Here is a 23,015-nt window from a genome sequence, read left to right on the forward strand (position 1 = left end):
GCGCGGCCGCGCAGGCTCCCGCCGCGGGAGCTCCGGCTCCGGCCCCCGCCGCTGCGGCCCCGGCTCCGGCGTCCGCCACCGCCCCCGCCGCCGCGCCGTCCCCCGGGATGGTCGCGGGCGCCGGGCAGGTCCAGGCGATGTGGCCCTCCGTCCTGGAGGCCGTCAAGAACCGCCGCCGTTTCACCTGGATCCTGCTCAGCCAGAACGCCCAGGTCGCCGGCTTCGACGGCACCACCCTCCAGCTCGGTTTCCCCAATGCCGGAGCCCGCGACAACTTCGCGAGCAGCGGCAGCGAGGACGTCCTCAAGGCGGTCCTGTCCGAGCAGTTCCAGGTCAACTGGAAGATCGAGGCCGTGGTGGGCGGGGGATCGCCGGCCCCGCTCCAGACGTCCTCCTACGCCGCGCCGCCCGCCAGCACCTACAGCCCGCCCCCGGCGCAGCAGTCCCCCGCCCCGCAGTACCAGCCGCAGCAGCAGCCCCCGCAGTCGTCCTCCGCGCCGCAGCCGCCCGTACAGCAGTCGCCCCCTCCGGTCGCGCCCGAGGACGACGTACCGGGAGAGGACGATCCCGATCTGATCGAGAGCGCGCTGACCGGACACGACCTCATCGTGCGCGAGCTCGGAGCCACGGTTGTAGAGGAATACACGAACGAGTAGCCCCGCCCTGTTGGGTGGCCGCACGAAAGCACACCGGCCACGCGGGCTAGGCTGAGCAGCGTGAAGGTCCTCGTCATCGGCGGCGGCGCCCGCGAACATGCCCTGTGCCGCTCTCTGTCCCTCGACCCCGACGTCAACGCGCTGTACTGCGCCCCCGGCAACGCCGGCATCGCAGAGGTGGCCGAGCTGCGCCCGGTCGACGCCCTCGACGGTGACGCCGTGGCCGCCCTCGCCACCGAACTCGGCGCCGACCTGGTCGTCGTCGGCCCGGAGGCCCCGCTCGTCGCCGGGGTCGCCGACGCCGTCCGCGCCGTCGGCATCCCCGTCTTCGGCCCGTCCGCGCAGGCGGCTCAGCTGGAGGGCTCCAAGGCCTTCGCCAAGGACGTGATGGCCGCGGCCGGCGTCCCGACCGCGCGCAGCTACGTGTGCACCACCCCGGAAGAGGTGGACGCGGCCCTCGACGCCTTCGGCGCCCCGTACGTCGTCAAGGACGACGGCCTCGCCGCCGGCAAGGGCGTCGTGGTCACCGAGGACCGGGCCGCCGCCCGCGCGCACGCGCTCGGCTGCGACCGGGTGGTCATCGAGGAGTTCCTCGACGGACCCGAGGTCTCGCTCTTCGCCATCACCGACGGCGTCACCGTGCTGCCGCTCCAGCCCGCGCAGGACTTCAAGCGCGCGCTCGACGGCGACGAGGGCCCCAACACCGGCGGCATGGGCGCGTACTCCCCGCTCCCGTGGGCCGACCCCAAGCTGGTCGACGAGGTCATGGAGCTGGTCCTCCAGCCGACCGTGGACGAACTGCGCCACCGCGGCACGCCCTTCTCCGGGCTGCTCTACGCGGGCCTCGCCATCACCGGCCGGGGCACCCGGGTCATCGAGTTCAACGCCCGCTTCGGCGACCCCGAGACCCAGGTGGTCCTGGCCCGGCTGCGCACCCCGCTCGCGGGCGTGCTCCTGGGCGCCGCCAACGGCACCCTGCACGCCGAACCCCCGCTGAGCTGGAGCGAGGAGGCCGCCGTCACGGTGGTCATCGCCTCGCACAACTACCCGGAGACCCCGCGGACCGGGGACCCGATCGAGGGCCTGGCCGAGGTGGCCGAGCAGGACGCGCCCGACGCGTACGTGCTGCACGCCGGCACCCGGCGCGAGGGCGACGCGGTCGTCAGCGCGGGCGGTCGCGTGCTGTCCGTGACGGCGACGGGTTCCGACCTGGCGCAGGCGCGCGAGAAGGCGTATAAGGCCGTCGGGCGGATCAGGCTCGACGGCTCGCAGCACCGTACGGACATCGCGGCGAAGGCGGCCGAAGGCCGCTGAGCAGCCGCTACGCCCCTGCGCGGGCCCGGAACGCACACCGTGCGGCCGGGCCCGCGCGCGCGTTCACGTGCGACTGCATCCGGCCGCGTTCGAACGCACCCACCTTTACCCAAAGCCATTCCATCGGGTGATGGTCACCCCGTCTGCCTGACGACCGTCCCTGCCCCAACTAGGGTGCGGCGGAAGCATTCCGGCACTTGGCCCACCGGCATTGCGATGTCAGTGGCGGGTGTCACAGTGGGGGAGTGAGCAAAGCCGCCGCAGGGCAGAGGGGGTGAGGTCCGGCCGTGTCCGGAACCGGTTCGATCCAGGAAGTGGGCACGCCGTCCGCGCGTTCCCGGGCCCTTGCCGTGCTGCGCGTGCGCAGCAGGGCACTGGCCGTCGGGCTGCTGCCCGCAGCCCTCGCCGTGGTGCTGGTGAGCGCCCGGATGACGGGCCGGCTGGCCGGTGACCCCTGGCCGGTGGTGACCCTCGTCGTGTGCGCGGTCGCCGCGCTGGTGCTGGTGGTCGGCGGGTCCTTCGCCGCCGTGGTGCTGCGGGCGAGCCCCGCCGTGACGCCGACGGTGGCGGTGTCCGAGGCCGCCGCTCCCGATCTCTACCGGCTCGTGCGGGACCTGGCGGACCGGATGGACGTGCCGGCCCCGTCCGCGATAGCGCTCACCCCGGACTGCGACAGCTGGCTGGAGGACCGCACCCATGCGGCACACCGCCGCGGGGGCATATCCACCGGCCCGGAGTCCGCCCCGGGCGCGGCCCCGGTGCTCGTGATCGGCTCACCCTTCCTGTGGTGGATGCGGGTCGCGGAGCTACGGGCCGTGCTCGCGCCCGTCGTTGCCGGTACGGGCCCTTCCGCGCATCCGGACATAGCCGACGCGCGCGGTTTTGTACGGGGCCTCGACGCCGCGGCGGACGTGGGCAACCGGCGCGGGCTGGGCTGGATCGCCGCCCCCGCCCGGCTGCTGCTGCGGCTGTGCCGGGTGGACGCCGCGGAGATGGAGCGCGGGGTCGCCGCGGCAGCCTCCGAGCGTGCACAGGGTGTGGACTACGGGCTGCGCATCGTCGCCCAGGAGCAGGTCGGCCTCGCCTACGCGGGCTGGGACCGGCTGCTGACCCGGGTCGCCCTGCCCGCCTGGCGGATGGGCCGGTGGCCCGCGCACCTCGACGCGGGCGTGGTCTCCGCGTTGACCGAGCTGTCCCGGCGGGACCGGCTGGCCGAGGGGTTCACCTCGCGGCTGGGCGAGCGCCCGGCGTGCGATCTGCTGGAGCAGCCGGGGACGGTCGACGAGGCGGCTTCGCTGCTGGCCGCGCGCCTCTTCCACGGCGGTCCGGCCGACGCCGGGCCGGACTGGTCGCCTGTGGACTGGGCGGCGTATCCGGAAGAGGTCGTGGACCGCAAGTGGCGTTCGGAGGCGGCGCGACTGCTGGCCGCACTGGACGCGCTCTCCGCACCCGCCGCCTCCACGGTGGATCGGGTGCTGGGTTACCTGTCCGACGCCGGCGGCGCGGGCGCGGCCGGGGAAGCGCTGGCAGGGCGGCTCAGCGGCGACGTCGCACGTGAGGAGCGGGCCGACTCCACCGGAGCCGGCAAGGCGAAGGCGCGCGGCGCGGACACGGTGCCGCTGTTCCCGCTCCAGCCGCCGCGCAGCGGGCGGGACCTGCTGGCCGACCACGTCACGGCGATGGTGTGCTGTGCGGCCGTCGACTCTGCCGGGGCCGCCCCGGGACTGGACTGGCTCGACGGCCCGGTCCTGCTGGTCGGCGGCGAGCGGCGGGCGGATCTGGCGCCGCGGGTGCTCTCCCTGGTGGAGGACGGCGACCCGGAGCCCCTGCGGGACTGGCTCGCCGAGGTAGGCGTCCGCCCGGAGAAGCCGGTCCGCCTGGTGTGAAGGCGACCGTCACCGTGACGGTGACGGTGACGGGGTGCGGCCGGTCCCCGGCTGCGCCCCGGGCGGGTGCACCCTCGTACGCGCAAGCGGATTTCAATGTTCCGGTCACGTCAATTCGCGACGAACGGTGACGGACTGCGTGCGTTATGTGATGTGCTGGGACCGGTCGCGACGTTCGGGGGAGCGAGGGAGGGGACGGTAATGGGTGCGGAGCAGATCCGGCGTTGGGAGTCAGGTGCGCTCGCGCACGCGGTGACCGATCCCTTCGGGCAGGGCCCCCTGCCGTGGCTGCGGGGCAGCGAGCTGTACTTCGACGACACCGGGCAGGTCGTGCCCTGGTACGTGGACCCCGCCGTGGCCGCCGGACAGATCCCGCGCGCCCGCGGCCACGGCGGCCCGCGCACCGCCGACGACGTGCACCGGCAGATCAAGGGGTTCGCCTCCACCGGAGCCGTCGCGCCCGGCGAGGCCATCGACTTCCACATCACCGTCGACCCGCCCCAGCAGTTCTCCGTCGACGTCTACCGCATCGGCCACTACGGCGGCGACGGCGCCTCCAAGATCACCACCAGCCCGCGCCTGTCCGGCATCGTCCAGCCGACCCCCCTCACCGCCGACCGCACCGTCTCCTGCCACCACTGGTGGCTCTCCTGGCGGCTCCAGGTCCCCTCCTACTGGAACCTCGGCGCGTACGTCGCCGTCCTCACCACCGCCGACGGCTACCGCTCCCACATCCCCTTCACCGTCCGGGACGACCACCCGGCCGATCTGCTCCTGCTGCTGCCCGACATCACCTGGCAGGCCTACAACCTCTACCCCGAGGACGGTCGGACCGGGGCGAGCCTCTACCACGCCTGGGACGAGGACGGCCGGCTGCTCGGCGAGCAGGACGCGGCCATCACCGTCTCCTTCGACCGCCCCTACGCCGGCGCGGGCCTGCCCCTGCACGTGGGCCACGCCTACGACTTCATCCGCTGGGCCGAGCGCTACGGCTACGACCTCGCCTACGCAGACACCCGCGACCTGCACGCCGGCCGCGTGGACCCCTCCCGCTACCGCGGCCTGGTCTTCCCCGGCCACGACGAGTACTGGTCCGCGCCCATGCGCCGCACCGTCGAGCGCGCCCGCGACCACGGCACCTCCCTCGTCTTCCTCTCCGCCAACACCATGTACTGGCAGGTCGAGCTGGGCCCCTCGCCCTCCGGGGTAGAGGACCGGCTCCTCACCTGCCGAAAACGCCGCGGCCCCGGCCGCCCCAGCCTCTGGCGCGAAGTCGACCGCCCGGAGCAGCAACTGCTCGGCATCCAGTACGCGGGCCGGGTCCCCGAGCCCGCGCCCCTGATCGTGCGCAATGCCACGCACTGGCTCTGGGACTCCACCGGAGCCGCCGAGAACGACGAGCTCCCCGGCCTGGTCGCGGGCGAGGCCGACCGGTACTTCCCGCGCACCCAGCTCCCCGAGCACCAGGACCGGATCCTGCTCGCGCACTCCCCGTACGAGGACACCGAGAGCCACCGCCGCCACCAGGAGACCTCCCTGTACCGGGCCCCCAGCGGCGCGCTCGTCTTCGCTTCCGGCACCTTCGCCTGGTCCCCGGCCCTGGACCGGCCGGGCCATGTGGACGAGCGGGTCCAGCGGGCCACCGCCAACCTCCTCGACCGGATCTGCAAGCGCGACTGACACCCCCTGGGCGGTCCGATCACCCCTGTACGGGAGAATGGACCTGCGCTCGTACAGAACCACAGGGAGACCCCGTGTCCGGATTTGTCGAAAAGCCCGAGCCGGTGCAGGTGCCGGGCCTCGTCCACCTCCACACCGGAAAGGTGCGCGACCTCTACCGCGACGAGGACGGCCGCCTCGTCATGGTCGCCAGCGACCGGATGTCCGCCTTCGACTGGGTGCTGCCCACCGAGATCCCGGACAAGGGCCGCGTCCTGACGCAGCTGTCCCTGTGGTGGTTCGACCAGCTCGCGGACCTCGTCCCGAACCACGTGATCAGCACCGAGCTGCCCGCCGGCGCCCCCGCCGACTGGGCCGGCCGCACCCTGGTCTGCCAGAACCTGGACATGGTGCCGGTCGAGTGCGTGGCCCGCGGCTACCTCACCGGCTCCGGGCTCGCCGAGTACAACCAGACCCGCACGGTCTGCGGACTCGCCCTCCCCGAGGGCCTCGTGGACGGCTCCGAGCTGCCCGGTCCGATCTTCACCCCGGCCGCCAAGGCCGCGGTCGGCGAGCACGACGAGAACGTCTCGTACGAGGAGGTCGCGCGCACCGCCGGCGTCGAGACGGCCGCGCTGCTGCGCCAGGCCACCCTGGCCGTCTACGGACGCGCCCGCGACATCGCCCGCGACCGCGGGATCATCCTGGCGGACACCAAGTTCGAGTTCGGCTTCGCGCCCGACGGCACCCTCGTCGCCGCCGACGAGGTGCTGACCCCGGACTCCTCCCGCTTCTGGCCGGCCGACCAGTGGGAGCCGGGCCGCACCCAGCCGTCCTTCGACAAGCAGTACGTCCGCAACTGGCTGGCCTCCCCGGCCTCCGGCTGGGACCCCAAGGGCGAACTCCCGCCGCCGGCCCTCCCGCAGGAGGTCGTCGCGCAGACCCGCGCCAAGTACGTCGAGGCGTACGAGCGGCTCACCGGCCTGACCTGGTCCTAGAACGGAGGAAGCCCCCCGGTCCGAGGACCGGGGGGCTTCTTCGTTACAGAGCGGACAACGCGACTCGAACGCGCGACATCCACCTTGGCAAGGTGGTGCTCTACCAACTGAGCTATGTCCGCATGCGCCGTAACGCGAGACCTACTATACCCAACCTCGCTCCCGTGCGAGACGCACCGCCGTGTGACGGTTCTCGGCGCCCAGCTTCGTCGCCGCCGAGGACAGGTAGTTGCGTACCGTCCCCTGGGACAGCGAGGCCCGCTCCGCGATCTCCGCGATCGGCGCCCCGTCCCCCGCGAGTTCCAGTACTTCCGCCTCGCGGGCGGTCAGCGGTGAGTCCCCCGCGCTGATCGCGTCGGCCGCCAACTCCGGGTCCACATAACGGCCTCCGGCGTGCACGGTACGGATCAGCTCGGCCAGCCGCTGCGCCGAAACCGTCTTCGGCGCGAAGGCCCGCACCCCCGCCGCGAGGGCCCGCTTCAGGTGCCCGGGGCGGCCATGACTCGTCACGATCATGACCTTGCAGTCGGGGAGTTCGGCCCGCAGCGATGTGGCGACGCTCACACCGTCCGCCCCCGGCATCTGCAGGTCCAGCACCGCCACGTCGGGCCGGTGCGCCCGCGCCATCGCCAGGGCCTCCGGCCCGGTGGCCGCCTCGGCGACGACCAGCAGATCGTCCTCCAGGGCCAGCAGCGCGGCGAGCGCGCCCCGGATCAGGTGCTCGTCGTCGGCCAGCAGTACGCGTACGGGGCTCATGCCCGCGCCTCCAGTCGTTGCAGTGGCCGGCCCGGGGCCCGGCCCGGGACCACGGCCGTCAGCCGGTACCGGCCGCCGCCCACCAGGCCGGCCTCCAGGGTGCCGTCGACCATCGCGAGCCGCTCCCGCAGCCCGGTGAGTCCCGATCCGGGCGGCCCGGCCGGCGCGTCGGGGGCGCCGTCGTTCTCCACGAGCAGCGTCAAGGAGACCGAGGCCCCTGCCGTCTCCTGCGTGAGCCGGATCACGCAGTTGCGCGCGTCCCCGTGCCGCAGCACGTTCGTCGTCGCCTCGCGCACCACCCAGCCGAGCGCCGACTGCACCTCGGAGGGCAGCTCGCGTCCCGCACTCATTTCGACCCGGCATCGCATGCCGGCCGCGGTCAGCACCCCGCGCGCGCCTTCAAGCTCCGCCGAGAGGTCCGCCTCCCGGTATCCGCGGACCACGTCGCGGACCTCCTTCTGCGACTCCCGGGCGATCCGCTGCACCTCGACCATCTGGTCCACGGCCTCGGGGCGCTCGCGCCGGGCCAGTTGGACCGCCAGCTCGCTCTTGAGCGCGATCACCGCCAGGTTGCGGCCCATCACGTCGTGCAGGTCCCGCCCGAAGCGCAGCCGCTCCTCGGCCACCGCCAGCTGGGCCTGGAGCTCCCGGGCCTGGTCCAGCTCGTAGACCGTCTTCAGCAGCCAGGAGGAGAAACCGCAGGCCAGGGTCAGCAGCAGGCTGGTGAGGAGGATGCCGATGCCGTAGCCGACGGCTTCCCCGCCGGGCAGCCCGGCCGCGGCCGCCGCACCCGCCGTCGCCACGGCCGCGCCCGGTGCGACGTACGTCATGTGGCGGACCCTGCGCAGGGCGAGCGTCAGCGAACCGGTGGCGAAGCCCACCATGTTGGCGACGAGGGTGGGGGTCACGCCCTCGTGGGTGATGGTGCCGGCGGACCGCAGGGTCAGCGCGGCGGCCGTCAGTACGGCGGTCAGCGCGACGAGGGCCACGGCCAGCCGGCCGGGGCGCTCGCGCCGTCCGAGCACCCAGTCCAGCGACCTGGAGGACAGGATTCCGCACAGCGCGACCTGCGCACCGACGGGAAGCAGCCACAAGAGGGCGCCCCGGCCCTCGGGCGCGAGCCCCGTCAGGACCGCGAAGCCCTCCAGCACCACGAAGAAGTGGAAGGACCAGCGGGTGTACAGCTCGACCTTCTGCGCGCTGCTGCGGTTCTTCCACCATCCGGTCAGCTTCGACACAGCCCCGGTCCCCCTGTCGTCCTCATGCACCAAGCCTCGCCGTGATCCTGCCGGATAGGGAGGGCGGGTTGTCATGACCCCCGATGACATTTGTCATCGCGTTCATCGCGTTCATCGGGGCCTCGGGGCATCGGTGCCGAGGGCATACGACAAAGGCCCTGATCAATGATCAGGGCCTTTGCACTCTGAGCGGACGACGCGACTCGAACGCGCGACATCCACCTTGGCAAGGTGGTGCTCTACCAACTGAGCTACGTCCGCATACTCGCAACGACAAACTGCCGGGCGATGCGTGCATCACTGTACCTGATCCACGACAGTGGTCGGTAAAGCGTGCAGAGCGGGTGACAGGGATCGCACACTGCGCCTTCCCCCTGGAAGGGGGATGTTCTACTACTGAACTACACCCGCACGACCTTCAAGGCTTTGACCTGCGGTCTGGCCCCTTGGCGTGATCCACACACTAGCGGAACCATGGGGGTGGATGGCAAATCGGCCCTCAGTGCGCGGTGTTGTACGCCTCGTAGACCTTCTTGGGGATGCGGCCGCGCGGCGGCACGTCCAACTGGTTGGAGCGGGCCCAGGCCCGGACGACCGCCGGGTCCGGGGCGATGGCCGTGTGCTTGAAGGCCTTCCCGGAACGGGACTGGCGCCGGCCGGCCGCCAGGAAGGGGGCGAGGCTCTTCCGCAGTTTCTTTGCGTTGGCCACATTGAGGTCGATCTCGTACGACTTACCGTCCAGCCCGAAGACGACCGTTTCCGCCGCTTCTCCGCCATCGATGTCGTCGGAGATCGTGACTACCACGCGCTGCGCCACGTATATCGGTCCCTTCGATGCGACACCGATCCGCGCTGACGTGCGGTGATGTCGCCTGTGTGGATGTTTCGGAGCAATGCAACTTTCCGCCCCCGCCGCCAAGCGACAAATGCCACTGTCCCGGAGGATTCCTTTGTACCCCGATTCGCATTGTATTGCGAAGCCCAGTTAATTATCTCCGCGTGTCCCGCCGCAATGTGGGGCGCGTGGTTTTCCGGCGGATTTTGCGAAGCGTTGGTGAAGCCGAAACCGCGGAGAGGTGACGGCCGCGAGAAATCTACCCGCGTAGAAATTTTGGCCGGGTACGCTGAGGGAACCGCCTTCGCACCAACCACCACACGGGAGTGCCAGTGGCACGCGTCGTAGTCGACGTCATGCTCAAGCCGGAGATCCTCGACCCCCAGGGCCAGGCGGTGCAGCGTGCACTGCCGCGTCTGGGCTTCGACGGGATCGCCGACGTCCGCCAGGGGAAGCGCTTCGAACTGGAGGTGGAGGGCCCGGTCGACCAGGCCGCCCTCGACCGCATCCACAAGATGGCCGAAACGTTCCTCGCCAACACCGTCATCGAAGACTTCACCGTGAAGGTCGAGGCCTGACGGTGACCACACGCATCGGAGTCGTCACGTTCCCCGGAACGCTCGACGACCGTGACTCGCTGCGCGCCATCCGCCTCGCGGGGGCCGAGCCCGTCTCGCTCTGGCACCGCGACAAGGACCTGCACCAGGTCGACGCGGTCGTCCTCGCGGGCGGGTTCTCCTACGGGGACTATCTGCGCGCCGGAGCCATCTCCCGCTTCTCGCCGGTGATGGAGACCATCATCGAGCAGGCCAAGGGCGGCATGCCCGTCCTCGGCATCTGCAACGGCTTCCAGGTCCTCACCGAGGCCCACCTGCTGCCGGGGGCGATGCTCCGCAACAACCACCTGCACTTCATCTGCCGCGACCAGAAGCTGCGGGTGGAGAACGCGGAGACCGCGTGGACCGGCGACTACACCGCCGCCCAGGAGATCTCCGTACCGCTCAAGAACATGGACGGCCGCTACGTCGCCGACGAGCGCACGCTCGACGAACTGGAGGCCGAAGGCCGCGTGGCCTTCCGCTACCTCGACGGCAACCCGAACGGTTCGCTGCGCGACATCGCCGGCATCACCAACGCCGCGGGCAACATCGTCGGCCTCATGCCGCACCCCGAGCACGCGGTCGAACCGCTGATCGGGACGGGCCGCACCGACGGTCTGCCGTTCTTCACCTCGGTCCTGAAGAAGCTGGTCAGCGCATGAGCCTCGACACCGTAAAGAACGCCACCGAAACCCCGGACTCGGCGCAGCCCTGGAAGGAGCTCGGCCTCAAGGAGGACGAGTACGCGCGCATCCGGGAGATCCTCGGCCGCCGCCCGACCGGCGCCGAGCTCGCCATGTACTCGGTCATGTGGTCCGAGCACTGCTCGTACAAGAGCAGCAAGGTCCACCTGAAGCAGTTCGGCGAGAAGGCCCCCCAGAACGACGCCATGCTCGTCGGCATCGGCGAGAACGCCGGCGTCGTCGACGTCGGCCAGGGTTACGCGGTCACCTTCAAGGTCGAGTCGCACAACCACCCCTCGTACATCGAGCCCTACCAGGGCGCGGCCACCGGCATCGGCGGCATCGTCCGCGACATCCTCGCCATGGGCGCCCGCCCGGTCGCCGTCGTGGACCCGCTGCGCTTCGGCGCGGCCGACCACCCCGACACCAAGCGCGTCCTGCCGGGCGTGGTCGCGGGCATCGGCGGCTACGGCAACTGCCTGGGCCTGCCGAACATCGGCGGCGAGGTCGTCTTCGACGCCTGCTACCAGGGCAACCCGCTGGTCAACGCCGGTTGCATCGGCGTGATGAAGCACGAGGACATCCACCTCGCCAAGGCCTCCGGCCCCGGCAACAAGGTCATCCTCTACGGCGCCCGCACGGGCGGCGACGGCATCGGCGGCGTGTCCGTGCTGGCCTCGGAGACGTTCGACGACTCCAAGCCCACCAAGCGCCCCGCCGTCCAGGTCGGCGACCCCTTCCAGGAGAAGCTCCTCATCGAGTGCACCCTGGAGATCTTCAAGGAGAAGCTGGTCGCGGGCATCCAGGACCTCGGCGGCGCCGGGCTCTCCTGCGCGACCTCCGAGCTCGCCTCCGCCGGCTCCGGCGGCATGCGCGTCGAGCTCGACACCGTCCCGCTGCGCGACGCGACGCTCTCGCCCGAGGAAATCCTCATGAGCGAGTCGCAGGAGCGCATGTGCGCGATCGTCGAGCCGCAGTACGTCGAGCGCTTCATGGAGATCTGCGAGAAGTGGGACGTCATCGCCACCGTCATCGGTGAGGTGACCGACGGCGAGCGCCTGGAGATCTTCTGGCACGGCGAGCAGATCGTGGACGTGCCCCCGGGCACCGTCGCCCACGAGGGCCCCGTCTACAACCGCCCGTACGCACGCCCCGAGTGGCAGGACGCGCTGCAGGCGGACGACGCGGGCCGGCTGCCGCGGCCGCAGACCTCCGAGGAGCTGCGCGCGCAGGTCCTCGCCCTGGTCTCGTCCCCGAACCAGGCCTCGAAGTCCTGGATCACCGACCAGTACGACCGCTTCGTGCAGGGCAACACCGTCCTGTCGCAGCCCGAGGACGCGGGCATGGTCCGCATCGACGAGGAGTCCAACCTCGGCGTCGCCATGGCCACCGACGGCAACGGCCGCTTCGCGAAGCTCGACCCGTACGCCGGCGCGCAGCTCGCCCTGGCCGAGGCGTACCGCAACGTCGCCGCGACCGGTGCCAAGCCGCTCGCCATCTCCGACTGCCTGAACTTCGGCTCCCCCGAGGACCCGGGCGTCATGTGGCAGTTCGCCGAGGCCTGCCGCGGTCTGGCGGACGGCTGTCTGGAGCTGGGCACCCCGGTGACCGGCGGCAACGTCTCGCTCTACAACCAGACCGGTGACACCGCGATCCACCCGACCCCGGTCGTGGCGGTCCTCGGTGTGATCGACGACGTCAACCGCCGTACGCCGATGGCGTTCGCGGAGGCCGGCCAGCTGCTGTACCTGCTCGGCGACACGGCCGAGGAGTTCGGCGGTTCGGCCTGGTCCGAGGTCGTCCACAACCACCTGGGCGGTCTGCCGCCGAAGGTGGACCTGGGCCGCGAGAAGCTGCTCGGCGAGATCCTGATCTCGGCCTCGCGCGACGGCATGATCGACGCCGCGCACGACCTGTCCGACGGCGGCGTGATCCAGGCGCTCACCGAGTCCTGCCTGCGCGGCGGCAACGGTGCGCGGGTCGTGGTGCCCGAGGGCCTGGACGCCTTCACCTTCCTGTTCTCCGAGTCGGCCGGCCGGGCCATCGTGTCCGTCCCGCGCAGCGAGGAACTCCGCTTCACCGACATGTGCGGTGCGCGGGGTCTGCCCGCGGCCCGCATCGGTGTGGTGGACGGCGACGAGATCGAGATCCAGGGCGAGTTCACCCTCCCCCTGGCCGAGCTCCGCACCGCCCACGAGGCCACGATCCCGGCGCTGCTCGCCTGATCACCGCCGCACGCGGCTTTCGCCGTACGAGCCCCCGCCCGGGCCTTCCGGGCGGGCGCTCGGTCGTTGCGGGCCGCGGGGAAAGTAGGGTCGGGGCATGCCGCCCGCCAGGAAGAAGCCGCGTACCTACGACCCCGCCAAGATCCGCGCGGCCGTCACCGCACAGTTCGGACATGTCGCCGACGCCGTACGGGGGTTGGACGCCGGGCAGCTCGCACGGCCCAGCGGGCTCGGCGACTGGAGCGTGGCCGACCTCGCCGCGCACATCGCCTGGATCGCGGACTCGATGGCGGCCGGCCTCGCCCGCCCGCCCGCCGCGGTCGCCGAACTGCCCGCCGTCGAGTGGCCCTTCGCCACCGCATCCCTCGCCGGGAAGATCTCCGAAGCCGCCAGGGAGACCCTGAGCGGGGCCCCGCTGCCCGAGCTGTACGAGGGGGCCGGCGCCCGGATGGCCGAGGCGCTGGCGGCGAACCCGGGCAGCCGGGTGCTGGACCTGTGGATCGGCGACATGACCCTGGCCGACTTCCTGGTCACCCGTACCGTCGAGCTCGTGGTCCACACCGACGACCTCAACCGGGCCGCCGCACTGGACATCCCGATCGAGCGGCAGGCCCTGGCCGCCTGCACCCGGCTGCTCGCCGACGCCCTCGCGGTCAAGGCGCCGGGCGGCTCGGTGGAGGTACGGATGCCCCCCTTCGCGGTGGTCCAGTGCATCGAGGGGCCCCGGCACACCCGCGGCACCCCGCCGAACGTGGTGGAGACCGACCCGCTGACCTGGATCCGGCTCGCCACGGGCCGTACGGGCTGGGCCGAGGCGCTCTCGCAGGCCCGGGTCAGGGCGAGCGGGGAACGGGCCGACCTGTCCGCGCTGCTCCCGCTGATGAGCTGATGAGCTGACGGGCTGGGCCCGGCGGTGAGCGGGGCGGTGAGCCCGGCGGAACCGGCGGCGGCCCGGCTCCGTCCCAGGGGCATGCGTACGTACCGGCACTGCCTCGCCGCCCTCGCACTCGCGCCGCGGTCACGGCCGCGACCACGGTCACCGCTTGCGCCGGGCACGGCCCGAGCGGCACGTTCACGCCCCCCGCCCCGGACACGGCGTTCGAAACGGCCCTCGGTGCCCCGCTCATCGCCACGCAGTGGATCGTGAGCTCCCTGGTCAGCGGCGACACCGCGGCCTCCGTACCCGCCGACGCGGCCGGCCGGGCGCGGTTCACGATCGCCGCCGACGGGGCCACGAGCGGCAGCCTCGGCTGCAACCGGTTCACCGCCAGGGCCACCGTCGACGGCCAGCGGCTCACCTTCGGGCCGCTGGCCACGACCCGGGTGGCCTGTCAGGGCGCGCAGGGTGAGGTCGAGCGGGCGCTGACCGGGCTCTTCGGCAGCGGCCCGCTCACCTGGAAGATCCAGGGCGACACCCTGACCCTCGCCGGCCCCGACGCCAAGGGCCTCGCGGCCGAGGCGGCCTCGGCCGCGGAGTGACCCCCGCGGCGGCAGTCACGCCGGGTAGGGCAGCAGTCCCGCGTCCACGGACTCCCAGGCCGCGCGCAGCTGCGCCAGCCGGGCCGGTTCCACAGCGGCCTTGTCGGCCTGCTCGCGGAGGTCGCCGGCGAGGTCGAACAGCTGGTCCCGGCCCGCCTTGCCGCGGTAGTACTTCCAGTCCCCGCGGCGCAGCGCCCGCTCCCCGCGCACCCGCCAGAACAGGTCCCGTTGGGCGATCCGCTCGCCGCGCAGCAGGTACCCGGCCAGGCTCACGCCGTCCAGCGGGTACGCCGGGTGCGGCCGGGTCCCGGCCAGCTCCAGCAGGGTCGCCGTCCAGTCCGGGCTGAACACCGGCACGTGGCTGACCTGGCCGCCGTCGAGGCGTGCCGGCCAGCGCGCGATGTTCGGCACCCGGATCCCGCCCTCCTGGAGGGAGGCCTTGTTGCCCGACAGCGGCCAGTTGTACGAGAACCGCTCGCCGCCGTTGTCGCTGGAGAAGACGACCAGGGTGTCCTCCTCCTGCCCGGAGCGCTTGAGGGCCTTCAGCACCTCGCCGATCGACCGGTCGAGGTCCTCGACCATCTCCTTGTACTTCTCGACCGAGCCGCCGTCCTGGTGCCACAGCGCGCGCCCGTCGCCCGCCTTGATCCGCCGGACGATCTCGGCGCTCTCGCCGGTGTCCCCTTCGGCGATCCACGGCCAGTGGGGGGTGGTGAAGTTGAGGTTCAGCAGCCACGGCTTGCCGTGGTGGTCGCGGGAGACGTACTCGGATGCCCGCTCCGTGATGATCCGCGTGTAGTAGCGCAGGTCCTTGTACTCGGCGTCGCCCTCGTAGAGGTCGTACTCGCCACCCAGGCCCAGCTTGGAGTAGTACTCCAGGGCCCCGCCGAAGTTGCCGAAGAACTCCTCCCAGCCGGACTTGGTCGGGCTGTGGTCGGGCAGGTAGCCCGCGTGCCACTTGCCGATCAGCGCGGTGGCGTAACCGGAGTCGCGCAGCAGCGAGGCCAGCGTCGGGTGGGTCGGCTCCAGGCCCGCCGACTTGTCGGCGATCGGCTCGGCCAGCCCGCCCGCGGTCCGGGCCGGGTAGCGCCCGGTGTACAGGCTGAACCGGGTCGGAGAGCAGGTCGCGGAGCCGGAGTAGGCGTCGGTGAAGCGGACGCCCTGGCGGGCGAGGCGGTCCAGGTTCGGGGTCTTGATGTGCGGGGAGCCGTACGAGGACAGGTCGGCCCAGCCGAGGTCGTCGCCGAGGATGAACAGGATGTTCGGCCGCCGCGAGCGCCGCCCGCTCGCGGCCCGGAACTCCCGCTCCCCGGATCCCGCGTACGGGCCTTCGGCGGCCTGTGCGGGGGCGGCCCCCGGCCCCACCGCGGCGGCCGCCGCACTCGCTGTGACGGCACCGCCGAAGGCACGACGGGACAGCTTGCTGTTGTACGAAGACACAAGTACTCCAAGGCGCAGCTCACCCCCTGGCCCAGGGCGGGGCGCGGGACGGCGCGCGGCACGGCAGGGCAGGGCGGGGCGTGGCGGAAATGAGAAAAGGGGAAGGAGAGTTGCGGTTACGCAGAACAGCGACAGATGGCGCTCGCGACACGGACCAGGTCTACGTGGCGGCGCTCGACAAGGGTGACGGAAACGTCACCGAGAGGCTGCATGGAGCGAGAGCCTGTACGAATGCGCTCGTAGATGTCAACAAGTGCTCCGCATACCGAGACGGGCCGCTCGCTCACCCTCTGTGCTGTGAGATTTCCCGGCCGTCCCCAATTCGGACCAGTGGTCGATCTCGCCTACACTTGGTGGTGTGCCTCGTGGTGATGGACGACTCAACCACGACCTGCTCCCCGGAGAGAAAGGCCCCCAGGACGCTTGCGGCGTCTTCGGTGTCTGGGCTCCGGGTGAAGAGGTCGCCAAGCTCACCTACTTCGGACTGTATGCGCTACAGCACCGCGGACAAGAGTCCGCGGGAATCGCTGTAAGCAACGGTTCCCAGATCCTCGTCTTCAAGGACATGGGCCTCGTTTCCCAAGTCTTCGACGAAACCTCTCTCGGCTCGCTCCAGGGTCATATCGCGGTCGGTCACGCCCGCTACTCGACCACCGGAGCCTCCGTCTGGGAGAACGCGCAGCCCACCTTCCGTGCGACCGCCCACGGCTCCATTGCCCTGGGTCACAACGGCAACCTGGTGAACACCGCCGAGCTTGCCGAGATGGTCGCCGACCTCCCCCGTCAGGACGGCCGCGCCACGCAGGTGGCCGCGACCAACGACACCGATCTCGTGACGGCCCTGCTGGCCGGCCAGGTCGACGAGGACGGCAAGCCCCTGACGATCGAGGAGTCGGCCACCAAGGTCCTCCCGAAGGTCAAGGGTGCGTTCTCGCTCGTCTTCATGGACGAGGGAACCCTCTACACCGCCCGTGACCCGCAGGGCATCCGCCCGCTGGTCCTCGGCCGCCTGGAGCGCGGCTGGGTGGTCGCGAGTGAGACCGCCGCCCTCGACATCTGCGGCGCCAGCTTCGTCCGCGAGGTCGAGCCGGGCGAGCTCATCGCGATCGACGAGAACGGTCTGCGGACCTCGCGATTCGCGGAAGCGAAGCCCAAGGGCTGTGTCTTCGAGTACGTCTACCTGGCGCGCCCGGACACCGACATCGCCGGCCGCAACGTCTACCTCTCGCGTGTCGAGATGGGCCGGCGCCTGGCCAAGGAAGCCCCGGTCGACGCCGACCTGGTGATACCGACGCCGGAGTCCGGCACGCCCGCCGCCGTCGGATACGCCGAGGCGAGCGGGATCCCGTACGGCTCCGGCCTGGTCAAGAACGCCTACGTCGGCCGGACCTTCATCCAGCCCTCGCAGACGATCCGCCAGCTCGGCATCCGCCTCAAGCTCAACCCCCTCAAGGAAGTCATCCGGGGCAAGCGCCTGGTGGTCGTCGACGACTCGATCGTCCGCGGCAACACCCAGCGCGCCCTCGTGAAGATGCTCCGCGAGGCCGGCGCGGCGGAGGTCCACATCCGGATCTCCTCGCCGCCGGTGAAGTGGCCGTGCTTCTTCGGCATCGACTTCGCCACCCGGGCCGAGCTCATCGCCAACGGCATGTCGGTCGACGAGATCGCCACGTCCCTCGGCGCGGACTCGCTCTCCTACATCTCGCTCGACGCGATGATCGAGGCGACGACCATCCAGAAGCCCAACCTCTGCCGTGCCTGCTTCGACGGCGAGTACCCGATGGAGCTGCCCGACCCGCAGCTCCTCGGCAAGCAGCTCCTGGAGACCGAGCTCGCGGGCGGCACGGACGCCGCCGACGCGCTCCGTCGCCCGTAGCCGAGTCCCCACCCGCTCAACCTGCGCCGGGCCCCGTCTTTCAGGCTTTTCCCGGGGCCCGGCACCCCACGCAGCAAACGACACGAAAGCTCTCTCCTGTCATGACAGAGAAGACCACCGGTGCCAGCTACGCAGCCGCGGGCGTCGACATCGAAGCGGGAGACCGCGCCGTCGAGCTGATGAAGGAGTGGGTGAAGAAGACGCAGCGCCCCGAGGTCCTCGGCGGCCTCGGCGGCTTCGCCGGCCTCTTCGACGCCTCCGCCCTCAAGCGCTACGAGCGCCCCCTGCTCGCCTCCGCGACCGACGGCGTCGGCACCAAGGTGGACATCGCCCGTCAGCTGGGCGTGTACGACACCATCGGCCACGACCTGGTCGCGATGGTCATGGACGACATCGTCGTCTGCGGCGCGGAGCCGCTCTTCATGACCGACTACATCTGCGTCGGCAAGGTCCACCCCGAGCGTGTCGCGGCGATCGTCAAGGGCATCGCCGAGGGCTGTGTCCTCGCCGGCTGCGCGCTGGTGGGCGGCGAAACCGCCGAACACCCCGGTCTGTTGGGCCCGGACGACTTCGACGTGGCGGGCGCGGGCACCGGTGTCGTCGAGTACGACCGGCTGCTGGGAGCGGATCGCATCCGTACGGGTGACGCCGTCATCGCCATGGCGTCCTCCGGCCTTCACTCGAACGGGTACTCGCTGGTCCGCCACGTCCTCTTCGACCGGGCCGGGATGTCCCTGGAGAGCCACGTCGAAGAGCTCGGCCGAACCCTCGGCGAGGAGCTCCTGGAGCCCACCAAGATCTACTCGCTGGACTGCATGGCCCTCACCCGTACGGCCGAGGTCCACGCGTACTCGCACATCACGGGCGGCGGCCTCGCGGCCAACCTCGCCCGGGTGATCCCGGACCACCTGCACGCCACGGTCGACCGCTCGACCTGGACCCCGGGTGCGGTGTTCGACCTGGTCGGCACGGCGGGCCGGGTGGAGCAGCTGGAGCTGGAGAAGACCCTGAACATGGGCGTCGGCATGATGGCCGTGGTCCCGCAGCAGTCGGTGGACGTGGCCCTGACCGCGCTGGCCGACCGGGGCGTGGACGCCTGGGTCGCCGGCGAGATCCTGGACCGCGGCGACCACACCGAGGGTGCGACCCTGACCGGTTCCTACGCGAGCTGAGCAGCACGGAAACCCGGCCCGGGGCGATGCCCTGGACCGGGTTTCAATGTTTTGACCCTGTGAAGCTGTGAAGCCTTGAATCCGTGCTGGTGATCAGATCAGCGCGTCAAGCGCCACGACGGTGTGCCGACGGACCGGACTCTTCGTCCTCGTCGTCGTCATCGCTGTTGTACAGCTCCGCGTACCGAGCGTACGGGTCGTCGTCGTCATCCTGCTCTTCATCAACTTCGACCGGCTCGCTGACTGGCAGCGGTTCCGTGGTCGATGCGCCCAGCTCGTTGGCCAGACGCGACAAGTCAGTCCCGCCGCTGCTGTACTTCAGCTGGCGGGCGACCTTCGTCTGCTTGGCCTTTGCCCGGCCGCGCCCCATGGCTCGACCCCCTCGGTGACGGGGCTCGACGGCCCCAGAGTCTGACACGCGTTCATGGTTCGGAGCGGGCTCTCCGTGGAGAGACCGTCCGTAGGGGTTTAACGGTACCTGCTTCCGCGGCCATACGGTACGCCGCCCGCATGACGCGCCCCGGTGCAGTACCAGCAAGGCGCCCCGTCCTCGCTGGTCAGCTGCGATTTTAGCCCTTTCCTGGCCTGCGACCCGCCGAAGTACAGTGAGTTCTGTCTCGCCGCACCCCGGCGGGCGCACCCGAAGGCCCCGTAACGGGCCTGTGAAGGCCCGCTGCGGTCCTACACGGCGCGAGCGGCGCGGGCGTCCGCCATGCGCTGCTCGGCGATCCGGTCGGCCGCGGCGGCCGGCGGAATCCCGTCCGTCTTCGCGCGTGCGAATATGGCCAGGGTGGTGTCGAAGATCTGCGCCGCCTTCGCCTTGCAGCGGTCGAAGTCGAAGCCGCGCAGCTCGTCGGCGACCTGGATGACCCCGCCGGCGTTGACCACGTAGTCCGGCGCGTAGAGGATCCCGCGGTCCGCGAGGTCCTTCTCGACGCCCGGGTGGGCGAGCTGGTTGTTGGCCGCGCCGCAGACGACCTTCGCCGTCAGGACGTTCACCGACGCGTCGTTCAGGGCCCCGCCGAGCGCGCAGGGGGCGTAGATGTCCAGGCCCTCCACGCGGATCAGCGCCTCCGTGTCGGCGACCGCGGTGACCTTGCCCGGGTGCTTGTCGAGGATGCGCCGCACCGACTCTTCCCGCACGTCCGTGATGACGACCTCGGCGCCGTCCGACAGCAGGTGCTCGACCAGGTGGTGGCCGACCTTGCCGACGCCCGCCACCGCGACCTTGCGGCCGCGCAGGGTCGGGTCGCCCCACATGTGCTGGGCGCTGGCGCGCATGCCCTGGAAGACGCCGAAGGCGGTGAGCACCGAGGAGTCGCCGGCGCCGCCGTTCTCGGGGGAGCGGCCGGTCGCCCAGCGGGTCTCGCGGGCCACGACGTCCATGTCGGCCACGTACGTGCCCACGTCGCAGGCGGTCACGTAGCGGCCGCCGAGGGACTCCACGAACCGGCCGTAGGCCAGCAGCAGTTCCTCGGTCTTCAGGACCGCCGGGTCGCCGATGATCACGGCCTTGCCGCCGCCGAGGTCGAGACCGGCGAGGGCGTTCTTGTACGACATGCCGCGCGAGAGGTTGAGCGCGTCGAGGACGGCCTCCTCGTCGGAGGCGTACGCGTGGAAGCGCGTACCGCCGAGGGCGGGGCCCAGGGCGGTGGAGTGGATCGCGATGACGGCCTTGAGGCCTGTGGCTCGGTCCTGGCACAGCACGACTTGCTCGTGGCCGCCTTGTTCCGTGCGGAACAGGGTGTGCAGGACGCCGTCGGTCATTTCGGTCACGGTGGTGACTCCCATGGAAGAGATGCGGCGGAATGACGCCCGCCCTGCGGGTGGGGGAGGGCGTGCTGGGAGCAGCGTAAGACCTGTGGGGCGTACGGGACCGCCCTGTCCGGGGATCGGAACACTCCCGGAGTACGGGAAGGCTCCCGGGGCCGTGGAGGTGAACCTGGCGCCCAAAAGGGGGAGTACGAGAGCGTGAGCGAATCCCCCGATCCCCGGCTGCCCTCCGCGCGTTCCGCGCCCGCCGTCCCGTACGCCTCCTACCTGCGCGTCTACGAGCCCCTGGCGGCCTTCCCGGAGCCGGAGCGCGGGCACTGGGCCGACTACGCCCGCCGCGGGGTCACTCCGACCGCCCAGGACGAATTGCGCCGCTCCCTGTCCGACTTGGTGCGGGTGCCCGTGGTGGGGGTGCCGGCCCACGAGAGCGCGGACGCCTTCACCGCCGAGGTCGACGGGGTGCTGCTGGTCTGCCCGTGGCGCACCCGGCTGCGCGGCTGGCTGGCGCTCCAGGAGCTGGTGGGGCAGTTCCCGCTGCCGGTGCTCGACGCGGCCCTGCCGCCGGGCCTGCGGCGGCAGGCGGCCGAGGACTACGAGCGCTGGCGCGAGCGGAATCCGGACGCGCGCCCGTGGATCCGTACCGGGGTGTGGCAGGTCCCGCTGCGCTGGTTCGTGCTCGTGGCCGACGAGGAGCGGGAGTACGTGCCGGGTGAGCGGCTGCGCTACCGCACGCCGATGGTGCAGGCCCGGCGGCGGCTCGCGCGGGGCCTGCGGGCCCTGCGGGAGGCGGAGGGGTACGGAATGCTCGCCGAGGGGCTGGTGGAGGTCGGGAGCTGGCTGGAAGAGTTCCACCCGCGCTCGATGGTCGAGCTGGACTACGGCGGGCTGCTGCACGCGCTGCCCGCGGACCGGCTGGCGGCCGACCGCTCGGCCCGGGACCTGGCGGCCGGCCTCGCCGCGCTGCGGGCCGGGGACGAGTCGGGGGCGGCGGGGACGTACGGGGAGCTGGCGGAGCGCTGGCGGGCGGTCAGGGAGCGGCTCTTCGCCAACTAGGACCTGACCCGGTCGGACGGACGGACGGACGCAGCGCCCCGGAGCTCCCGCGCATCGGCCGATCGGCCGATGGGGGTGCAAGTCACCCATCGGGGGCTTGATCATCTCATTCAGGACTTAGTTCCAGGACCTTCGTCCCGATACGGGCCATTGGCCCAAGCGTGACGGACCGCACTATCTACACCCTTGCGCCCTTCCCCTACCCTCGTGCCAAAATAGGACAAGGAGTCCGGGGAGGGTTCCTTCCGCCCAACTAAGGGCGGAATGCTCGGCATTGCGCTCTACGGGGGGTCTGACGACTCCTGATGGCTCTGTGACTGATCGTCACAGTGGGGTGACTGTCCGTTATGGGGCGGTCCATCGGCTTCCGCCGCTGATGAACACCTCGGAGGGCAATTCCGTCGGTTTGGCCGTCGAGGCTGGACGGATGGTGTAGTTGTAGTGCCGAGGACAAGCCGTTCGTCCTATAACCGACTCGGCCCGCGTATGTCCATTTCGGGCAACGCGGGCCAAGGTGCAGAATTTAGAGGAAAGAACCGAGATGGTTCGGTTCTCCCGAGGAGGCCGCTCATGACCGCTCGCACCCCTGATGCCGAGCCGCTGCTGACCCCGGCTGAGGTTGCCACGATGTTCCGCGTGGACCCGAAGACGGTCACTCGCTGGGCCAAGGCTGGCAAGCTCACGTCCATCCGCACCCTGGGTGGACACCGCCGTTACCGCGAGGCTGAGGTCCGCGCACTGCTTGCGGGAATTCCGCAGCAGCGCAGCGAGGCCTGAGGTTCCGCAGCACCCCTTAATACCGGGTCTATATCGGGTCCCCCAATCCGATGAAACCCACATGGCTTCATACGACCGGTCCTGCCCCAACAGGTCCGACAGTCGTCGGTCGCGCTGGACTCCGCCGGGTCCAGCGCGATCTTTTTTATGCCCAGGTCAGGGCAGAAATCGGGCTGGTGTGCGGGGTTCGCCGAGGGGGGTGCCATTGCACATATTAAATTGAGGCGGCGTAGGGGTCCGATAAATGTGAGCATCTCAAAAACTCATGTGGTGACTCCCGTCACAGACGATCGCTCTTGTCCGACCGGTAATGCACCCCGTAAGAGGACACGGGTCGTGAACCGCATCATGCGGACGAGGGATTTTCGGGAGTGATCCGGGAGGGGAGGGCCGGGAGCCGCTCGGAGCAGCTCGCACCGGCCGGGGAAACGCATCAGGGCCCGCATCCCCTGAGGGATACGGGCCCTGACGTTTCTGCGAACCTGACGGGACTTGAACCCGCGACCTCCACCTTGACAGGGTGGCGAGCTAACCAACTGCTCCACAGGTCCTTGATGCGCTGCCGATCACCCGGCTGCGAATCAAACTGTACAACA

The 23,015-nt window shown here is 71.1% G+C and carries 20 protein-coding genes, 4 tRNA genes and 1 pseudogene; 14 read left to right on the plus strand and 11 right to left on the minus strand.

The annotated features are described in order from the left end of the window. The 5 genes and pseudogenes from ACFWBF_RS30465 to ACFWBF_RS30485 all read left to right on the plus strand — a co-directional run. Positions 1-656: pseudogene (locus tag ACFWBF_RS30465) on the plus strand (DNA polymerase III subunit gamma and tau); the annotation flags it as partial. Between the two features lie 60 nt (positions 657-716). Next, positions 717-1,970 (plus strand): phosphoribosylamine--glycine ligase, encoded by a 1,254-nt coding sequence (purD, locus tag ACFWBF_RS30470; protein ID WP_385607561.1) that lies wholly within the window; start codon positions 717-719, stop codon positions 1,968-1,970. 287 nt (positions 1,971-2,257) lie between these two features. After that, the gene (locus ACFWBF_RS30475) at positions 2,258-3,856 is read left to right on the plus strand and encodes a hypothetical protein (protein WP_385607563.1); all 1,599 of its coding nucleotides are present in this window, start codon (positions 2,258-2,260) and stop codon (positions 3,854-3,856) included. 201 nt (positions 3,857-4,057) lie between these two features. Then, positions 4,058-5,536 (plus strand): N,N-dimethylformamidase beta subunit family domain-containing protein, encoded by a 1,479-nt coding sequence (locus ACFWBF_RS30480; RefSeq protein ID WP_385607565.1) that lies wholly within the window; start codon positions 4,058-4,060, stop codon positions 5,534-5,536. A gap of 74 nt (positions 5,537-5,610) precedes the next feature. Continuing rightward, positions 5,611-6,513 (plus strand): phosphoribosylaminoimidazolesuccinocarboxamide synthase, encoded by a 903-nt coding sequence (locus tag ACFWBF_RS30485; RefSeq protein WP_385607567.1) that lies wholly within the window; start codon positions 5,611-5,613, stop codon positions 6,511-6,513. Positions 6,514-6,562: 49 nt separating this feature from the next. On the opposite strand, the gene ACFWBF_RS30490 is transcribed toward ACFWBF_RS30485, so the two are convergent. From ACFWBF_RS30490 to ACFWBF_RS30515, 6 genes are all read right to left on the minus strand, one after another. Continuing rightward, positions 6,563-6,635: transfer RNA gene (locus tag ACFWBF_RS30490), tRNA-Gly, on the minus strand. 22 nt (positions 6,636-6,657) lie between these two features. Further along, on the minus strand, positions 6,658-7,269 hold the full coding sequence (locus tag ACFWBF_RS30495; protein ID WP_385607569.1) for a response regulator: 612 nt from the start codon (positions 7,267-7,269) through the stop codon (positions 6,658-6,660). Continuing rightward, entirely contained in the window at positions 7,266-8,507 is a 1,242-nt protein-coding gene (locus ACFWBF_RS30500; RefSeq protein WP_385607571.1) for a sensor histidine kinase, read from the minus strand. The genes ACFWBF_RS30495 and ACFWBF_RS30500 overlap by 4 nt, the downstream gene beginning before the upstream one ends. Positions 8,508-8,695: 188 nt before the next feature. Beyond that, a tRNA-Gly gene (locus ACFWBF_RS30505) sits at positions 8,696-8,768 on the minus strand. A gap of 78 nt (positions 8,769-8,846) precedes the next feature. Continuing rightward, positions 8,847-8,918: transfer RNA gene (locus ACFWBF_RS30510), tRNA-Gly, on the minus strand. Positions 8,919-9,006: 88 nt separating this feature from the next. Continuing rightward, complete coding sequence (locus ACFWBF_RS30515) at positions 9,007-9,324, minus strand: Lsr2 family protein (protein ID WP_385607573.1); 318 nt, start codon at positions 9,322-9,324, stop codon at positions 9,007-9,009. Positions 9,325-9,674: 350 nt separating this feature from the next. Between ACFWBF_RS30515 and purS the strand changes: the two genes are divergently transcribed. From purS to ACFWBF_RS30540, 5 genes are all read left to right on the plus strand, one after another. Then, positions 9,675-9,920, plus strand: coding sequence for a phosphoribosylformylglycinamidine synthase subunit PurS (gene purS / locus ACFWBF_RS30520; protein ID WP_042801325.1), 246 nt, complete (start codon positions 9,675-9,677; stop codon positions 9,918-9,920). A 2-nt stretch (positions 9,921-9,922) separates the two neighbouring features. Beyond that, positions 9,923-10,603: a phosphoribosylformylglycinamidine synthase subunit PurQ gene (gene purQ, locus ACFWBF_RS30525; protein ID WP_385234252.1), complete on the plus strand. Its 681-nt coding sequence runs from the start codon at positions 9,923-9,925 to the stop codon at positions 10,601-10,603. Further along, positions 10,600-12,849 carry a phosphoribosylformylglycinamidine synthase subunit PurL gene (gene purL / locus ACFWBF_RS30530; RefSeq protein WP_385607575.1) on the plus strand — a complete coding sequence of 750 codons (2,250 nt, stop codon included), beginning with the start codon at positions 10,600-10,602 and terminating at the stop codon, positions 12,847-12,849. The genes purQ and purL overlap by 4 nt, the downstream gene beginning before the upstream one ends. A 97-nt stretch (positions 12,850-12,946) precedes the next feature. After that, on the plus strand, positions 12,947-13,738 hold the full coding sequence (locus ACFWBF_RS30535) for a sterol carrier family protein (RefSeq protein WP_385607577.1): 792 nt from the start codon (positions 12,947-12,949) through the stop codon (positions 13,736-13,738). A 236-nt stretch (positions 13,739-13,974) separates the two neighbouring features. Continuing rightward, positions 13,975-14,328, plus strand: coding sequence for an META domain-containing protein (locus ACFWBF_RS30540; RefSeq protein ID WP_385607599.1), 354 nt, complete (start codon positions 13,975-13,977; stop codon positions 14,326-14,328). Positions 14,329-14,343: 15 nt separating this feature from the next. Here ACFWBF_RS30540 and ACFWBF_RS30545 read toward each other — a convergent pair whose 3' ends face one another. Both ACFWBF_RS30545 and ACFWBF_RS30550 read right to left on the minus strand, forming a co-directional pair. Continuing rightward, positions 14,344-15,786 (minus strand): sulfatase-like hydrolase/transferase, encoded by a 1,443-nt coding sequence (locus ACFWBF_RS30545; RefSeq protein WP_385607601.1) that lies wholly within the window; start codon positions 15,784-15,786, stop codon positions 14,344-14,346. Positions 15,787-15,884: 98 nt separating this feature from the next. Then, positions 15,885-15,980 (minus strand): putative leader peptide, encoded by a 96-nt coding sequence (locus ACFWBF_RS30550; protein WP_385607602.1) that lies wholly within the window; start codon positions 15,978-15,980, stop codon positions 15,885-15,887. Positions 15,981-16,126: 146 nt separating this feature from the next. On the opposite strand from ACFWBF_RS30550, the gene purF reads away from it, so the two are divergent. Continuing rightward, positions 16,127-17,644: an amidophosphoribosyltransferase gene (gene purF / locus ACFWBF_RS30555; protein WP_385607579.1), complete on the plus strand. Its 1,518-nt coding sequence runs from the start codon at positions 16,127-16,129 to the stop codon at positions 17,642-17,644. A 101-nt stretch (positions 17,645-17,745) separates the two neighbouring features. Then, positions 17,746-18,816, plus strand: a complete 1,071-nt coding sequence (purM, locus tag ACFWBF_RS30560) for a phosphoribosylformylglycinamidine cyclo-ligase (RefSeq protein ID WP_385607581.1) — start codon at positions 17,746-17,748, stop codon at positions 18,814-18,816. A 106-nt stretch (positions 18,817-18,922) separates the two neighbouring features. Here the strand turns inward: purM and ACFWBF_RS30565 are convergent, their stop codons facing one another. After that, a complete protein-coding gene (locus ACFWBF_RS30565) occupies positions 18,923-19,186 on the minus strand; it encodes a DUF3073 domain-containing protein (protein ID WP_385607582.1) in 264 nt (87 codons plus the stop codon). A gap of 311 nt (positions 19,187-19,497) precedes the next feature. Then, positions 19,498-20,592: a Leu/Phe/Val dehydrogenase gene (locus ACFWBF_RS30570; RefSeq protein ID WP_385607584.1), complete on the minus strand. Its 1,095-nt coding sequence runs from the start codon at positions 20,590-20,592 to the stop codon at positions 19,498-19,500. A 195-nt stretch (positions 20,593-20,787) separates the two neighbouring features. Here ACFWBF_RS30570 and ACFWBF_RS30575 point away from each other — a divergent pair, with 195 nt between their 5' ends. Further along, positions 20,788-21,642: a hypothetical protein gene (locus tag ACFWBF_RS30575; protein ID WP_385607586.1), complete on the plus strand. Its 855-nt coding sequence runs from the start codon at positions 20,788-20,790 to the stop codon at positions 21,640-21,642. A gap of 570 nt (positions 21,643-22,212) precedes the next feature. Beyond that, positions 22,213-22,419 carry a developmental transcriptional regulator BldC gene (bldC, locus tag ACFWBF_RS30580; RefSeq protein ID WP_003949541.1) on the plus strand — a complete coding sequence of 69 codons (207 nt, stop codon included), beginning with the start codon at positions 22,213-22,215 and terminating at the stop codon, positions 22,417-22,419. Between the two features lie 477 nt (positions 22,420-22,896). Here bldC and ACFWBF_RS30585 read toward each other — a convergent pair. Then, a tRNA-Asp gene (locus tag ACFWBF_RS30585) sits at positions 22,897-22,970 on the minus strand. Between the last annotated feature and the right edge of the window lie 45 nt (positions 22,971-23,015).

It is taken from the genome of Streptomyces sp. NPDC060028 (assembly GCF_042736725.1).
In the GTDB taxonomy this organism is placed as follows: Bacteria; Actinomycetota; Actinomycetes; order Streptomycetales; family Streptomycetaceae; genus Streptomyces.

What these genes read in the sequence shown, in the direction of transcription:
- ACFWBF_RS30480 (WP_385607565.1), top strand. Translation starts at nt 4,058, where the DNA reads ATGGGTGCGGAGCAGATCCGGCGTTGGGAGTCAGGTGCGCTCGCGCAC.
- ACFWBF_RS30495 (WP_385607569.1), bottom strand. Translation starts at nt 7,269, where the DNA reads ATGAGCCCCGTACGCGTACTGCTGGCCGACGACGAGCACCTGATCCGG.
- purL (WP_385607575.1), top strand. Translation starts at nt 10,600, where the DNA reads ATGAGCCTCGACACCGTAAAGAACGCCACCGAAACCCCGGACTCGGCG.
- ACFWBF_RS30535 (WP_385607577.1), top strand. Translation starts at nt 12,947, where the DNA reads ATGCCGCCCGCCAGGAAGAAGCCGCGTACCTACGACCCCGCCAAGATC.
- ACFWBF_RS30550 (WP_385607602.1), bottom strand. Translation starts at nt 15,980, where the DNA reads ATGCAGCCTCTCGGTGACGTTTCCGTCACCCTTGTCGAGCGCCGCCAC.
- purM (WP_385607581.1), top strand. Translation starts at nt 17,746, where the DNA reads ATGACAGAGAAGACCACCGGTGCCAGCTACGCAGCCGCGGGCGTCGAC.
- ACFWBF_RS30565 (WP_385607582.1), bottom strand. Translation starts at nt 19,186, where the DNA reads ATGGGGCGCGGCCGGGCAAAGGCCAAGCAGACGAAGGTCGCCCGCCAG.
- bldC (WP_003949541.1), top strand. Translation starts at nt 22,213, where the DNA reads ATGACCGCTCGCACCCCTGATGCCGAGCCGCTGCTGACCCCGGCTGAG.